The sequence below is a fragment of the Burkholderiales bacterium genome (genome assembly GCA_036262035.1).
Lineage (GTDB): Bacteria > Pseudomonadota > Gammaproteobacteria > Burkholderiales > SG8-41 > JAQGMV01.
On sequence record DATAJS010000019.1, the window covers coordinates 60,120 to 74,177 of the forward strand.

Annotated in this window: 14 protein-coding genes; 12 read left to right on the forward strand and 2 right to left on the reverse strand. The window is 65.7% G+C overall.

Going from position 1 to position 14,058, the window contains the following annotated elements; genetic code table 11:
- Positions 1–7: 7 nt before the first annotated feature.
- The 11 genes from VHP37_22630 (at position 8) to VHP37_22680 (ending at position 10,875) form a co-directional block, all read left to right on the forward strand.
- Positions 8–946 (forward strand): isocitrate lyase/PEP mutase family protein, encoded by a 939-nt coding sequence (locus VHP37_22630; protein ID HEX2829162.1) that lies wholly within the window; start codon positions 8–10, stop codon positions 944–946.
- A gap of 69 nt (positions 947–1,015) precedes the next feature.
- Entirely contained in the window at positions 1,016–1,717 is a 702-nt protein-coding gene (locus tag VHP37_22635) for a GntR family transcriptional regulator (GenBank protein ID HEX2829163.1), read from the forward strand.
- A 112-nt stretch (positions 1,718–1,829) separates the two neighbouring features.
- Positions 1,830–2,708 carry a tripartite tricarboxylate transporter substrate binding protein gene (locus VHP37_22640; GenBank protein ID HEX2829164.1) on the forward strand — a complete coding sequence of 293 codons (879 nt, stop codon included), beginning with the start codon at positions 1,830–1,832 and terminating at the stop codon, positions 2,706–2,708.
- Between the two features lie 185 nt (positions 2,709–2,893).
- Entirely contained in the window at positions 2,894–4,675 is a 1,782-nt protein-coding gene (locus VHP37_22645) for a methanol/ethanol family PQQ-dependent dehydrogenase (GenBank protein HEX2829165.1), read from the forward strand.
- Positions 4,676–4,724: 49 nt separating this feature from the next.
- Entirely contained in the window at positions 4,725–5,510 is a 786-nt protein-coding gene (locus VHP37_22650; protein ID HEX2829166.1) for a quinoprotein dehydrogenase-associated putative ABC transporter substrate-binding protein, read from the forward strand.
- Entirely contained in the window at positions 5,507–6,058 is a 552-nt protein-coding gene (locus VHP37_22655) for a c-type cytochrome (GenBank protein HEX2829167.1), read from the forward strand. Before VHP37_22650 ends, VHP37_22655 begins: the two co-directional genes overlap by 4 nt.
- On the forward strand, positions 6,055–7,077 hold the full coding sequence (locus VHP37_22660) for a cytochrome c oxidase subunit II (GenBank protein ID HEX2829168.1): 1,023 nt from the start codon (positions 6,055–6,057) through the stop codon (positions 7,075–7,077). The genes VHP37_22655 and VHP37_22660 overlap by 4 nt, the downstream gene beginning before the upstream one ends.
- Positions 7,074–8,999, forward strand: a complete 1,926-nt coding sequence (gene ctaD, locus VHP37_22665) for a cytochrome c oxidase subunit I (protein ID HEX2829169.1) — start codon at positions 7,074–7,076, stop codon at positions 8,997–8,999. The genes VHP37_22660 and ctaD overlap by 4 nt, the downstream gene beginning before the upstream one ends.
- Positions 8,996–9,613: a cytochrome c oxidase subunit 3 gene (locus VHP37_22670; GenBank protein HEX2829170.1), complete on the forward strand. Its 618-nt coding sequence runs from the start codon at positions 8,996–8,998 to the stop codon at positions 9,611–9,613. The genes ctaD and VHP37_22670 overlap by 4 nt, the downstream gene beginning before the upstream one ends.
- A gap of 3 nt (positions 9,614–9,616) precedes the next feature.
- The gene (locus VHP37_22675; GenBank protein ID HEX2829171.1) at positions 9,617–9,949 is read left to right on the forward strand and encodes a hypothetical protein; all 333 of its coding nucleotides are present in this window, start codon (positions 9,617–9,619) and stop codon (positions 9,947–9,949) included.
- Positions 9,946–10,875, forward strand: coding sequence for a cytochrome c oxidase assembly protein (locus VHP37_22680; GenBank protein ID HEX2829172.1), 930 nt, complete (start codon positions 9,946–9,948; stop codon positions 10,873–10,875). The genes VHP37_22675 and VHP37_22680 overlap by 4 nt, the downstream gene beginning before the upstream one ends.
- A gap of 76 nt (positions 10,876–10,951) precedes the next feature.
- On the opposite strand, the gene VHP37_22685 is transcribed toward VHP37_22680, so the two are convergent.
- Both VHP37_22685 and VHP37_22690 read right to left on the reverse strand, forming a co-directional pair.
- The gene (locus tag VHP37_22685; protein HEX2829173.1) at positions 10,952–11,947 is read right to left on the reverse strand and encodes a tripartite tricarboxylate transporter substrate binding protein; all 996 of its coding nucleotides are present in this window, start codon (positions 11,945–11,947) and stop codon (positions 10,952–10,954) included.
- A 174-nt stretch (positions 11,948–12,121) separates the two neighbouring features.
- Entirely contained in the window at positions 12,122–12,319 is a 198-nt protein-coding gene (locus VHP37_22690; GenBank protein HEX2829174.1) for a hypothetical protein, read from the reverse strand.
- Positions 12,320–12,945: 626 nt separating this feature from the next.
- Between VHP37_22690 and VHP37_22695 the strand changes: the two genes are divergently transcribed.
- Positions 12,946–13,920: a phospholipase A gene (locus VHP37_22695; protein ID HEX2829175.1), complete on the forward strand. Its 975-nt coding sequence runs from the start codon at positions 12,946–12,948 to the stop codon at positions 13,918–13,920.
- Positions 13,921–14,058: the final 138 nt, after the last annotated feature.

Genomic DNA, 14,058 nt, shown 5'->3' on the forward strand with positions numbered 1-14,058 from the left:
CAGCGCCGTGGCCGACACGACCAAACGGAAGACCACCCGACTCAAGGAGCTGTACGCCCGTACGGACCGAATCCTGATCTGTATCAGCGCGCCGTCGCCCTACGGCGCGAAGCTGATCGAGGCCGCGGGCTTCGAGTACACCTATGCGGCGGGAGGCGTCACCGGATCGTCGATGATGGCGATGCCGGACAACGGAACGATCAGCCTCACCGAGTTCGTGTGGATGGCCAAGCTGATCGCGGATGCGGTCACGATACCGGTGGCCGCGGACGTCGACACCTGCTTCGGAGGGATATTCCACGTGCAGCGCGCCGTGAGCGAGCTGATCAGGGCGGGGCTCGCGGGCATACGCATCGAAGACCAGCCTTTCATCGGCAAGCGCTTCGGGGGCGCGGCCGGCAAGGAAGTGATTCCGATGGCCGAAGCGGTGGCCAAGTACCGCGTTGCGATCGATACGCGCAACGCGATGGACCCCGACTTCCAGGTCATCGCGCGATGCGAGGCGCTCACCGCGTCCAATTCGCGAGGCCTACCTGAGGCGATCGAACGCATGCAAGCCTACAAGGCCGCCGGCGCCGATGTCCTGCACCTGGAAGGACCGCGTTCGATCGACGACATCAAAGCGGTTCGTGCGGCCGTCGACGGCCCGCTGACTGCGAACTTCTACAATCTTCCCGAAGATCTGGCGCCCGAAGACGCATTCGCCCTCGGGCTGACCGAGGCGCGATATCCGCGATTGTTGTCGGGCGCCATGCATACTGCGGGCTGGGACGTGTTGCAGCGTTTCAAGGCGCAGGGCTATCAGGGCGTGAAGGATTTCTACAAACTCTTTCCCGGCGACCTCGAGTCACGCGCGCCCGACGTTTCGAAATCGAGCGGCATACAGGAGATGGAAGAGAAGTATCTGCCGCCTGAGCTGTTGCAGAAATATGCGCGCAAGCCATAGCGCCGCCGTTCCGCACGACGCATAGCCGATGTTCAAGATAGTGCACCGAAACTTCAGATACCCCGCGAAATGAAATCGACCACGATCAGACGATCCGTCAAAAAAGAAAAAACCCGACCGATCCAGCCCGCCCGCGGCTCTCAGGGCGGTCATGCTTATGAAAAGCTCCGCGCGCTCGTCAAGGACGGCGTGCTGAAGCCGGGCGACAGGGTCATCGAGGCGACCGTTGCGCAGCAGCTCGGCGTGAGCCGCACGCCGGTGCGCGACGCAATTCGCCGGCTCGAGGCGGAAGGCCTGCTGGACTACGAGCCGCGCGCCGGCCTCGTGGTTGCGAAGCTCGACCGCCGCGGCGTCGCGGAGCTGTACGAGATGCGCGAGGTGCTCGAAGGCACGTCCGCCCGTCTCTTCACGCGCCACGCGTCGGATATGGAGGTACAGGAGCTCGTGGAGCTGGTGGAGCTCGAGCGCGACCTGCAGGCGAAGCCGGAAGAGCTCGGAGCCCACAACCTGAAGTTTCACCGGCAGATCCATCGCGGCGCCCACAACCGATTCCTCGAAAGAGCGTTGCGGGCGGTGAACGCCGTGCGCTGGCTCCTGGGGCCGACTCAGATGTCGGACGCACCACGGGCTGCACAAGCGTTACAGGAACACGCGGAGCTGGTGGAGGCGATAAGCAAGCGCGACGCCGAGCGCGCCGAGTCTGTCGCGCGCAAGCACCTGCGCTCGGCGCAAGCGCGCCGGATGAAGACGTTGTTTCCGCAGGATGATTGAAGCGCGCGCAGGCGAGCGCCTGCACCGGGCGCTCGGTATGATCGGAATCGCGTGCAGCGTGTGGTCGCATGCCGCGTGCGCGCAGGGCACCTCGGACTATCCGATCAAGCCCGTGCGCGTGCTGGTGGGACTTGCGCCCGGCGGCGCCAACGACGTTCAAACCCGCCTGTTTGCGCAAAGGCTGGGCGATGCGTTCGGCAAGGTGTTCCTCGTCGAAAACCGGCCGGGCGCAGGCGGCATCGTTGCGTATCGCGCAGTCGCGTCGTCCGCACCGGACGGCTATACCCTGCTGGGCGCTTCCGGCGGATTCACCATCGCACCTGTCGCGTACCCGAACCAGCATCTCGATCCGGTCAGGGAGCTCGAGCCGATTTCCCTGATCGTGCAAGCGCCTTTCCTGCTGCTGGTTCATCCATCCGTGCCGGTGAAATCGGTAAAGGGCCTGATCGCGCTCGCCAAAGCCAAGCCCGGCGCACTCTCTTACGGCTCGGCCGGGCAGGGGTCCTCCAACCATCTTGCTTTCGCGCTGTTCACGACTATTGCGAAGCTCGATATCGTCCACGTCCCGTACCGGGGCGCGGGGCCGGCACTCGTCGATACGCTTTCAGGCCAGGTGCAGCTCGCCATGGCGAACGTGATCTCCAGCCTGCATTACGCAAAAGCCGGAAAGCTGCGCGCGGTGGCGGTCTCGACGAAGGCGCGATCCCCCGCCGTGCCGGAGCTGCCGACCATGGCCGAAGCGGGCGTGCCCGGATACGAGGTGAGCACCTGGCACGCATGGTTTGCGCCGGCCCGTACGCCTGCGCCTGTCATCCGAAAGCTCAATAGCGAGCTGGCGAAAGCGGCGAAAGCGCCCGAAGTCACGGCCCGCCTCGCCCCCGACGGCGTTCAAAGCATCGGCAGCTCTCCGGAGCAGTTGCGCGAGTTCGTCGCCGCCGATATATCGCGGTGGCGGAAGGTCGTAAACGAAGGCGGCATCCGGCTCGAGTGAAGGTCGTGGCGGCCGCTCGCATTCGGGAGGCCGAAGCGCGAGCACGTCGATCCGAGCCGCGGCCGCGCGGATTCCCGGGTATCAGAAGTTGAGCGTTCTGCGGCAGTAGGCGTATGCGGCCATCTTGAGGCCATCGGTACGTGGATTGCGTATCGCGCCCACACAGCAAGCACGAACAGGCGGGGATGAACTCCATTAGGCTGGGATGGGCGGTCGCGTCGCTCGTCACCGTTTTGTCATGGCCTCCTGCTGACGGCGCCGCGCAATCGAAACCAGCCGCGGGCGCAGAATGGCCGATGGCGGGTAAGGATTACGCGAACACTCGATTTTCGGAGCTGGCCGAGATCAGTTCCGCCAACGCCAAAGACCTCAGGCTCGCATTCACCTTTTCCACGGGTGTCGTGCGCGGACATGAAGCCGCTCCGGTCGTCGTCGGCCACACGATGTATATCGTGACGCCGTATCCGAACATTCTCTACGCGCTCGACCTGACAAAGCCCGGGGCTCCGACCAAGTGGAAGTTCGAGCCGAAGCCCCTCGCCGCGGCGCAGGGCGTTGCGTGCTGCGACGTCGTCAACCGCGGCGTGGCTTACTCGAACGGCAGGATCTACTTCAGCACCCTCGACGGGCAGACGATCGCGGTAGACGCGCAAAGCGGCAAGCAAGCATGGCGCGTCAAGCTCGGGGACATCACGCGCGGCGAGACGATCACGATGGCGCCGCTCGTGGTGAAAGACAAGGTTCTCGTCGGCAACAGCGGCGGTGAATACGGCGTGCGCGGCTGGCTCACCGCGCTCGATGCGGCGAGCGGCAAGATCGTCTGGCGTGCCTATAGCACCGGGCCCGACAAGGATGTGCTGATCGGGCCGAAGTTCAAGCCGTTCTACGCGACCGACCAGGGCAAGGACCTCGGCGTGTCGAGCTGGCCCTCGGAGGCGTGGAAGATCGGCGGCGGGACCGTGTGGGGTTTCGTTTCTTACGATCCCGAGCTCAACCTCGTCTACTACGGGACTGCCAACCCGGGTCCGTGGAATCCGCATCAGCGGCCGGGCGACAACAAGTGGACGTCCGGCATCTTCGCGCGCGACGCCGACACCGGCGAAGCGCGGTGGTTCTACCAGACGAGCCCGCACGACGTGCACGACTGGGACGGCGTCAACGAAAATGTCCTCGTCGACCTCGACATCAAAGGCGCGAAGCGCAAGGTGCTCGTGCATCCCGACCGCAACGGCTACGTCTATGTGATCGATCGTGCGAGCGGCGAGGTCCTCAGCGCGGAGCCGTATGCGTACATCACCACGTCGTCCGGTGTCGATCTGAAAACGGGGCGCCTGCGATACGCCCCGGAGATGGAGCCAAAGCTCGGGCGTGTGGTGCGCGGCGCGTGTCCCGGATCGGCCGGGGCGAAGGATTGGCAGCCCTCCGCGTATTCGCCGCGCACGCGGCTTCTGTACGTGCCGCAGCAAAACATCTGCCAGGACGTCGAGGCCTCGCAGACGAGCTACATCGCCGGCACGCCTTACGTCGGCATGGACGTGCGGATGCGCCCCGGACCCGGAGGCCATCGTGGCGAATTCAGCGCGTGGGACCCCGCGCTGGGCAGGAAGATGTGGAGCGTCAAAGAAGACCTGCCGGTGTGGTCGGGCGCACTCGTGACGGCGGGGGACGTCGCGTTCTACGGGACCATGGACGGCTGGTTCAAGGCGGTCGACGCGAGGTCGGGTTCGCTCGTGTGGCAGTTCAAGACCGGCTCGGGGATCGTCGGCCAGCCGATGAGCTATCAGGGACCGGACGGGAAGCAGTACGTGGCGATACTGTCGGGCATCGGTGGCTGGCCCGGCGCGATAGTCGCCGGCGACCTCGATGTGCGCGACGGCACCGCGGCGGCGGGTTGGGGCAATGTGCTGAAGGACTTGCCGCAGAAGACCACCAAAGGCGGGATGCTGTATGTCTTCGCGCTGCCTTAGCAGGCGCAGGGGCGGTCCGCGTAGGGGCTGCGCCGCGCTGCTCCTGGCGATGGCCTTGTGCGCCGCGCCGGCCGGCGCAGAAGGCCAACTTCGTCTGTGCGCGGATCCGCACAACCTCCCCTACTCGAGCGAAAGCGGCGCCGGTTTCGAAAACCGCATCATGGAGCTGGTGGGGAAGGCAATGCGCGTGCGCGTCACCCCGGTATGGCTGCCGCAGGGGCGGGGTTACGTCAGGAAGACGCTCAACGCGGGGCTTTGCGATGTCATTGCCGGCGTTCCCTCCGACTTCGGGCCGGTGCGTACCACGATGCCGTATTACCGCTCGGCCTACGTATTCGTTTCGCGCGCGAATGCAGGTGAGGCCTATCGCACGTTCGACGATCCGCGACTCGCGACCGCGAAGATCGGCGTTCAACTCATCGGCGACGATCTCGCCGCTACACCCCCGGGACATGCGCTCGCGGCGCGCGGGCTGGTCGACAACGTAACCGGCTACGCGATCTACGGTGAGCGCCCGCAAGTGCAGCGTATGGTCGATGACGTCGCGAGCGGCGCGCTCGACGTGGCGCTGGCCTGGGGGCCGCAGGCCGGGTATTTCGCCTCCCGCGCTCCGGTGCCGCTGCAAGTCGCCATCGCCGAGGCGCCGCCGGAGCTCCCGGGCATCCCGTTCTCATTTTCGATGTCGATGGGTGTCCGTAAAGGCGACACCGCGCTTCTGCATTCGCTCGATGCGGCGCTGTCGAAAATACGGCCGGCGATCGATGCGATCCTCACGGAATACAGGATCCCTCGGGTGGACTTCACATCGAGCCGGCGCGCGGAGGCAAGGCCGTGAGCGCGCGATTCCCGATCGTGGCGACCGCCGCCGTCCTCGCCGTCTTTTCGGCGGGTTGCGAACGCGAGGCGCGCCGGTTCACGGAGGCTGCTTCGCAATCGGCGCCGGCCGATGCCGTGCGTGCATCTTCGCTGCAGGCCGGCGGAGCCTCGCAGCCATCGCTGCCTGCGACGAATCCGTACGAAGAGAACGCGTACGCCGTGTCTCAGGGACAACGGCTGTTCACTGCGTTCAACTGCGTCGGCTGTCATGCGCATGGGGGCGGAGGGATGGGGCCCGCTTTGATGGACGACAAGTGGATCTACGGCGCGAAGCCGGCGAATATCTACCAGACGATCGTGCAGGGCAGGCCGAACGGCATGCCTTCGTTCGGCGGGAAGATCGCCGACGCGCAGGTGTGGCAAATCGTCGCCTATGTGCGCTCGATGAGCGGGCAGCTCGACGCCGCGACTGCGCCGGGGCGCACCGACAGCCTGGCTGCGTCGAAGCCCGAATCGACGCGCGAGCGCGAGACGCCGCGGCAGGGCGGCACCGCGCATCCACGATGACGCGCTGCCGGCTGGGCGCCTTACCGCTGCTCGCCTTCAGCAGGGCTGCCGCGTCCGCGACCTTCCAGAGCGTGTGGACGCCGGCCGGCGTTCAATCGGAGCACGTGCACTCGTTGTGGCTCGTCATGCTAGGCCTGTGTGGCGTGGTGTTCGGCGCGGTGTTCATTGCGTTTCTGCTTGCAATCGGCCGAGCGCCGCGGGTCGACGAAACGAGTGAGCCGCAGACAAGTCGCACGGTGGGCGGCGAGCGCGGCGCGCAGCGCGCGGTGGCCATCGGCGCGGCGTTATCGATCGCGGGACTGCTGGCACTGATCGTCGCGAGCGTGGTCACCGATCGCGCGCTCGCGAGCCTCTCCCTCGAAAATGGATTCGCGATCGAGGTCAGCGGGAAGCAGTGGTGGTGGCAGGCGACGTATTACCCCGGAGATCCGCAACGCACGTTCGAGACCGCGAACGAGCTCCACATCCCGGTCGGCAAGCCGGTGGTGCTGAAGCTGTCGTCGCCCGACGTCATTCATAGCTTCTGGGTGCCGAGCCTGGCCCCGAAGAAAGACATGATTCCCGGACGCACGCTCACGCTCACGCTTCGCGCCGATAAAGCGGGCGTCTATCGCGGCCAGTGCGCCGAGTTCTGCGGGTTCCAGCACGCGAAGATGGCGTTCCTCGTTTACGCCGACGAACCCGCTCAATACGAGGCGTGGGTGAGGTTGCAGCAGAGGAGCGCGAGCGAGCCCTCGGACGCGATCGCGAAACGCGGCCGCGATGTCTTCATGAGCTCGCCGTGCGTCATGTGCCACACGATCCAGGGCACGACGGCGCAGGCCAAGCTCGGTCCGGACCTCACGCACGTAGCGAGTCGGGCGACGCTCGCGGCCGGCGTCCTTCCGAACGCGCGCGGCCCTCTCTCGGGCTGGATCACGAATCCGCAGCAGATCAAGCCCGGTACGAACATGCCCGCTGTTGCGTTGCCGCCCGAGGACCTCCATGCGCTCGTGACTTACCTGGAAAGCCTGAGATGAGCGAAGACGTGTCGATCGGCCGCGAAAGCGTTGCCGCGGGCGAGCACGAGATCCTCGCGCGTGCCTGGGGCACGCCGCCCGGCATGGTCGGCTGGCTTTCGACGATCGACCACAAGCGGATCGGCCGGCGCTTTATCGTGACCGCGATGGGTTTTTTCGCCGCAGGCGGCATTCTCGCGGCGCTCATGCGGTTGCAGCTCGCGAAGCCGGACAACACGCTCATAGGGCCGGATCTCTACAACCAGATCTTCACCATGCACGGCACCACCATGATGTTTCTCTTCGCGGTGCCGGTGATGGAGGCGGTCGCGATTTACGTCGTGCCGCTCATGGTGGGAACGCGCAATATCGCTTTTCCGCGCCTCAACGCCTACGCTTACTGGATCTATCTCTTCGGCGGACTGATGCTGTATGGCGCGTTTTTCCTGAATATCGGACCGGATGCGGGCTGGTTCAGCTATCCGCCATTGGCCGGACCCGAGTTCTCCCCGGGCAAGCGTGTCGATTTCTGGGCGCAACTCATCACGTTCACCGAAGTGTCCGGGCTGCTCGGTTCGATCGTTCTCATCACCACGATCTTCAAGCTGCGCGCGCCGGGCATGACGCTCGACCGCATGCCGCTCTTCGTGTGGGCGATACTGGTGACGTCGTTCATGGTGATGTTCGCGATGCCCGCGGTCATGTTCGCGAGCACCGCCCTCATCACGGACCGTCTCGTCGGCACGCACTTCTACAACCCCGCCGAAGGCGGCGACGCCATGCTCTGGCAGCACCTTTTCTGGTTCTTCGGTCATCCCGAGGTCTACATCATCTTCATCCCGGGGCTCGGCTTCCTGTCGACGATCATAGCGACGTTCGCGCGCCGGCCGGTCTACGGCTACCCGGTGATGGTGCTTTCACTGATCGCGACGGGATTCCTCGGATTCGGCCTGTGGGTGCATCACATGTTCGCCACCGACGCGCCGGAGCTCGGAAAGAGCTTCTTCACTGCAGCGAGCATGATCATCGCGGTACCCACCGCGCTGCAGATCTTCTGCTGGATCGCCACGCTCTGGAACGGCAGGCTCAACATGAAGGTGCCGCTCCTCTTCGTGCTCGCGTTCTTTTTCATCCTCCTGATCGGCGGTCTCACCGGGATCATGCTGGCGTCGGTGCCGCTCGATCTGCAGGTCCACGACACCTATTTTGTCGTGGCGCACCTGCATTACGTGTTGATCGGCGGCGCGGTGTTCCCGCTGTTCGGCGCGTTCTACTACTGGTTCCCGAAGATCACCGGCCGCATGATGGACGAGCGCCTCGGGCGCTGGAGCTTCTGGCTGTTCTTCGTCGGATTCAACGTCACGTTCTTCCCGATGCACCAGCTCGGGCTCGAAGGCATGCCGCGCCGGGTTTACACCTATCCGGCGAACATGGGCTGGGGCGATCTCAATCTGATCGCGACGGTCGGCGCGGTCACGATCGCTGCAAGCATGCTCGTGTTTCTGTTCAACGTCGTGCGCAGCCACCGCAGCGGCTTACGTGCGCCGGATGACCCGTGGCGCTCGCCGACGCTCGAGTGGATGACGTCTTCGCCACCGCCGACATACAACTTCGCGCGCATCCCGATTGTCGCCAGCCGCGAGCCGCTTTGGGAGCGCGGCGGAATCGCGGGCCGGGTCGAGGGGCTTTCGGGCGACCCCCCCGAGAACCTCGTCACACACGTGCTCGACGCCCGTCCCGATCACAGGAGCGTATATCCGCGCCCCAGCCTCTGGCCATTTCTGAGCGCCCTTGCCACGGCCGTTCTGTTCGTTGCATCCATCTTTACGCCGTGGGCGGCGGTGTGGGCGTCGATACCGGTGGGAGTCGCGCTGACGTTCTGGTTCTGGCCCTCTAAAGCGGAGACGCGGGAGCACCTCGCGCTGGAGAAGAAGCCCTCGTGAGCGAAGAGCGTCTACCTTCCCGGCACATCGTCGATGCGGCGAAGCTTCCGAGTTACGCGTTCGGCCATCGCAGCCTGATGTGGTGGGGGACGTGGGGAATGATGGCCATCGAGGGTTCGGTCTTCGCACTCGCTTCGGTCGCTTACTTCTACGTCCGAAGTCGCGTAGACGAGTGGCCGCCGGCGGCGCTGCCGCCCGACCTCACGTGGGGCACATTCAACATGCTCCTCATGCTGGCGAGCCTCATTCCTAACCACATCGCAAAGCGGGCGGCGGAGCGCGAAGACCTGTTGCGGGTTCGGCGCTGGCTCTGGATCTGCTGTACGTTCAGCGTCGGCTTTCTGGTGCTCCGTGCGCTCGAATTCACCGCGCTCAACGTGAGCTGGGACACCAACGCGTACGGCTCCGCGGTCTGGATGTTGCTGGGCCTGCACACCTTCCACGTGCTGACCGATTTCTGGGACTCGGTGGTCCTTGCGTTGCTGATGACGAGCGACAGGATCGAGGGCAAGCGCTATGTCGACGTGTCCGAAAGCGGCATGTATTGGTACTTCGTCGTCGTCGCCTATCTACCGATTTACTCAATCGTCTATTTCGGCGCACGTGTGCTCTAGGCCGTGAAGCTCTGGTTCCCTATCATCGTGCCTGCGCTGGCAGCGCTGGCGCAGCAGTCGGTGAACTACGCGCTGGTCGCCCTGGAATGCCGGCAACAGGAGCGGCTGCCGCTGCATTTCGTCGCGGCAGTCGCGCTGGTCGTCACGCTCATCGGGGCAGCGATCGCCTGGGGCCGCTGGCGCGAGGCAGGGATGGATGAGCCGGAAGACCGCGGCGAGCAGCGCACGCGCACGCGTTTTCTCGCGATCGTCGGGTTCTGGGTATCGGCGCTGATGGCGCTCGCGGTCGCGGCGCAGTGGCTCACCAGCGCGTTCGTCTCGCCATGCGTGCAATGAAACGCATCGCGTGCGCTGTCGCGCTCGCGCTGACCGCGCAGGGCGCGAAGGCGCATGCCGTCGCTGCAGGCGATGCCGAGGCGGGCTTGCGCATGGTGGTCGGCGCGCTGCTCGTGTTATCGGCGCTGCTGTACGCGGCGGGTTATTACCGCGTCTCGCAATCGAGCGCGCGGCTTGTCGCAGTCCGGCGCAGCGCGGCACTCTTCGGGGCGGGCTGGCTGACCGTCGCAATCGCGCTGGTGTCGCCACTCGCAGCGATGACCGCGGGTCTGTTCGGCGCGCACATGATGCAGCACGAGCTTCTGATGGTCGTCGCGGCCCCGTTGCTCGTGCTGGGGCGGCCCCTGGCGATGTGGATGTGGGCACTGCCGCGAGCGTGGCGTGCCGCGCCCGCGCGCGTCGTGCATGCCGGCGCTTTTGCGCGCGTATGGGACCGTCTCGCCAGCCCCATCGGCGCGTCGGTGGTGCACGGCGCTGCGATCTGGCTCTGGCACATCCCGCGAGTCTTCGAGCTGTCGGAGGTGAGCGTGGGCGCGCATGCACTCCAGCACGCCGCGTTCCTGTTCTCTGCTCTGTTGTTCTGGTGGGCGCTGCTGAAACCGGTTAGAGGCGGTCGTGTCGGGACGAGCGTGATGTGTCTCTTCGTCACGATGCTCCATACAGGTGCGCTCGGGGTGTTGCTCACGTTTTCGGGGCAGGTGTGGTATCCCGCGGCGACTGCACATGCGGCGCACTGGTCTCTGACTGCTCTGGAGGACCAACAGCTCGGCGGCCTGGTGATGTGGATCGTCGGGGGATTGCCCTATGTGGCGGCTGCGCTTGCGTTGGCGGCGCGATGGTTCCTGACCAGGGAAAGTGCGGAAGTGCCGGCACCTTCGATGAAGGACGGGGCGCCGGGGTCATCCTATCGGCGAAGCGCCGCATGAGGAACAGTCACTCTCGAGCCGACAGCAACGCAGCGAGACGGGCGCGGGCGATGAGTGTCAGACGCAGGCGCGGCGCTTATTTCGCCAAACCCAGCTCGCTCAGGAACGCCTTCGCCTCCTCGTTATCCTTCGCGAGGAACTTGCGCGTGGCGGCGCTGCCCTCGAAATTGGCCCGCCAGAAATTCGCGTTGAGCTCGTTCTTCCAGTCCTCGGCCTCCATGAGCCGCTTCATGGTGTTCTCCCAGTAGGCGATCTGTTCCGGCGTCATGCCTTTGGGGCCGATCAGAACGCGCCACTGCGCCACCACGACGTTCGCGCCCTGTTCCTTCCACGTCGGCACGTCCTTGAGATCGCCGCCCAGCCGCTCCGGCGCCGTGATCGCGATCAGCCGGACCTGGCCGTTCCGGTACAGGGATGTAGCGAAGGCGACCGAGATCGGGACCACGTCGACGTGCCCGCCCATCAGCGCCGTGCTCGCGGCGCCGCCCGACGAAAAGATCACGTTCTTCATCTTCCTGATGTCGATGCCGGCGGCCTTGAAGGGTGCCGCCACGCCGGCGTGATTCGGCGCGCCCAGGCTGGTGGCGATGCCGAAGCTGATCGCGGTCGGATCCTTCTTCATGAAGCTGAGCAGGTCCTTGCCGGTCCTGATGGGTGACACGGGCTTGACCGTGACGGCGATGTATTCGTCGAAGAGGTGCGCGACCGGCGTGAACTCGGCGGGATTCGGCCCGTGGCCCGCGATGTGATTCGTGAGGAAAGAGCGCGACCCCAGTACGAGGAAATGCCCGTTCCCGGGATACTGGTTGATGTAGTTGTAAGCGACCGCGCTGCCGCCGCCCGGCTTGTTGACGAGGTTGATCGCAGTCGGGACGAGCTTCCGGTCCTGCATGATCTTGATCATGATGCGGCCGATGCGGTCGGAGCCGCCGCCAGGCGCATTGGTCGCGACGAGCTCGACCGGCTTCACCGGCTTCCACTCCTGTGCGGCAACGTCGGTGACGACAGGCAGAGCGAGAGCGAAAGCGAAAGCCGCGAGTGTTGCGTGTGAGGCGGCACTGCGTTCGATCATGATGCGCCTCCTCCGGTGGATTCTTATTGCCGCAGGTTAACAGCCTGCGCGAAACGGGCAAATTCCGCCATGTCCACGGCTCGCGCGCCGGACGGCTTAACGCCCGGATACCCGGGCAACGTGGCAAGGATGAGGCAACGGGTTGCGCCGCAACCGTGGCGCGGAGTGCTCGGGCTAGGAGCCGAACGTACGGGTGTTTTCCCGTTCGGGCGTGTACCCGTGCAGTCTGGCGTCCGCCACACAGGCGTCGCGCGTGGTAAAGCCGACGGGGCTTTCGTTGCGGCCCTCCAGGACCGGGCTTCGCCAGAACCACCGCAGAGCGATTCCACCGTCTTCGGTCTCGACCGGTTTCGTATAGATGCGCCAGAGCATGGCCCGCATCTTACATCGCCCGCGAGGTCCTTCAGTCCGCATCATACGGCGTGCGCGCAGCGTGCATGGGGTTGCACACACATTCCCACGGCAGCCGGCTAATCACGGCTTCATCGCCACGTTAGAGTGGAGGCTCGAATGCTTCTCGTGGGGCGCCCGAGGCGGCGCAGGTCGGTAAACAACCGAGGTGAGGATGAAAGCTATGCATGAATACAGTACCGCTCGGGCGGACGGCGGGCCGTCGAGGCGTAACCGGTCGGAAAGCAGGAAGGTCTTTTTCGGTACGTTCACGGGGGTCGTCCTGGGCGGGACAGTCGGGACCGGCCTTGCGGCCGCTGCCGCGGTCGTCCCGCCGCTCGCGCCACTGCTGGTGGCCGGTCCCGTTTTGGGCGTTGCCCTCGGGGGCCTTGCCGGCGGGTTGAACGCCATGCGTCGTACCGGCGCCGGACGAAGCGAACGCGGAGCGCGGCAGTGAACCGCCCGCGCCGATGTTCAGATTTCGGGCAAGAGCAGTGCGTTTTGGGCAAGGGCGGCGAAGCATCCGGTGTCCGGCGCAGGTACGCTTCCGAGGTGCGCGTCGAGCCTTCGATGAGCGCGCGACGACGAATGCATATGACGGTACGACAGTGAACAGAGCGTCACGGCTTGTGGTGTCGTGTGTCGGGCTGACCGCAGCGGCGTGGCCGGCCCTCTCGAACGCTCAGCTTGCGGTGTGCGCGCGCATCGCCGACCCTGCGGCGCGGCTCGCGTGCTATGACGAGCTGGCCGGCGCCGAAAGGGCACGCGGCGCCGGTGTCCCGCAGCCGGCCTCGAAGGCTCCGCACGCGCCGGCCGCAGCCGATCGCGTCGCGCTCAGAGCGAGCGTGATGGAAGAGCGTTGGGAGCTGCGCCCCGAGCTGAAGCGCGGAACGTTCAATCTCCTGCCGTACCGGCCGGTGTACGGCCTCGTGCACTGGACGACCGATGCGAACACGCAGCCGGCGTCTCCGACGCGGCCGTTCGACGCCTCGCAGCCGGTGGACCTCGACCGCGCCGAAGGCAAGTTCCAGCTGAGCTTCAAGACCAAGGCCGCCGAGGGATTGTTCGGGACCCGCGGCGACCTGTGGCTGGGCTACACGCAGGTCTCCTATTGGCAGGTGGGCAACCGCCGCCATTCGTCGCCGTTTCGCGAGACGAACTACGAGCCCGAAGCGACGCTCCTCTTCCCGTTGAACGTCGGGCTGGGCGGGCTGGACGTGCGCTTCGCCGGCCTGACGTTGAACCACCAGTCCAACGGACGTGGCGGAACGCTGTCGCGGAGCTGGAACCGGCTGATCGGGGAAGTCGGCGCGGAATACGGCCCGTGGTCGTTGCACGCGAGGCCGTGGGCGCGCGTCTTCAAGTCGAGCGGCCAGGACGACGACAACCCCGACATCGAGGACTATGCCGGCCGCGGCGAGCTTGCTGTCTCATGGCGGGGCCGGGGTCACGTGGTGACCACGACGCTGCGTCATTCGCTGCGCTCGGGCGATCGGTCGCGAGCTCGGCGCGGCTGGATTGGGCGTTTCCGCTGGTCGGTTCGCTCAATGCACACCTGCAGGTCTTCAGCGGGTACGGCCTGACCCTCATCGATTACAACCACCGGCAAACGACGATCGGCCTCGGCGTGTCGTTCCTCGACTGATAGGGCCCTTCGTGTCGATAGGCACGAGCAGGCAGGCGAGGCGGTCGTGCGGGGCGTTCCGGCTTCCTGTCGCTGC

Excerpts from the sequence above, each read along its gene's own strand:
- VHP37_22690 (HEX2829174.1), bottom strand. The coding sequence starts at position 12,319 with ATGCTCTGGCGCATCTATACGAAACCGGTCGAGACCGAAGACGGTGGA.
- ctaD (HEX2829169.1), top strand. The coding sequence starts at position 7,074 with ATGAGCGAAGACGTGTCGATCGGCCGCGAAAGCGTTGCCGCGGGCGAG.
- VHP37_22685 (HEX2829173.1), bottom strand. The coding sequence starts at position 11,947 with ATGATCGAACGCAGTGCCGCCTCACACGCAACACTCGCGGCTTTCGCT.
- VHP37_22660 (HEX2829168.1), top strand. The coding sequence starts at position 6,055 with ATGACGCGCTGCCGGCTGGGCGCCTTACCGCTGCTCGCCTTCAGCAGG.
- VHP37_22680 (HEX2829172.1), top strand. The coding sequence starts at position 9,946 with ATGAAACGCATCGCGTGCGCTGTCGCGCTCGCGCTGACCGCGCAGGGC.
- VHP37_22650 (HEX2829166.1), top strand. The coding sequence starts at position 4,725 with ATGGCCTTGTGCGCCGCGCCGGCCGGCGCAGAAGGCCAACTTCGTCTG.
- VHP37_22635 (HEX2829163.1), top strand. The coding sequence starts at position 1,016 with ATGAAATCGACCACGATCAGACGATCCGTCAAAAAAGAAAAAACCCGA.
- VHP37_22645 (HEX2829165.1), top strand. The coding sequence starts at position 2,894 with ATGAACTCCATTAGGCTGGGATGGGCGGTCGCGTCGCTCGTCACCGTT.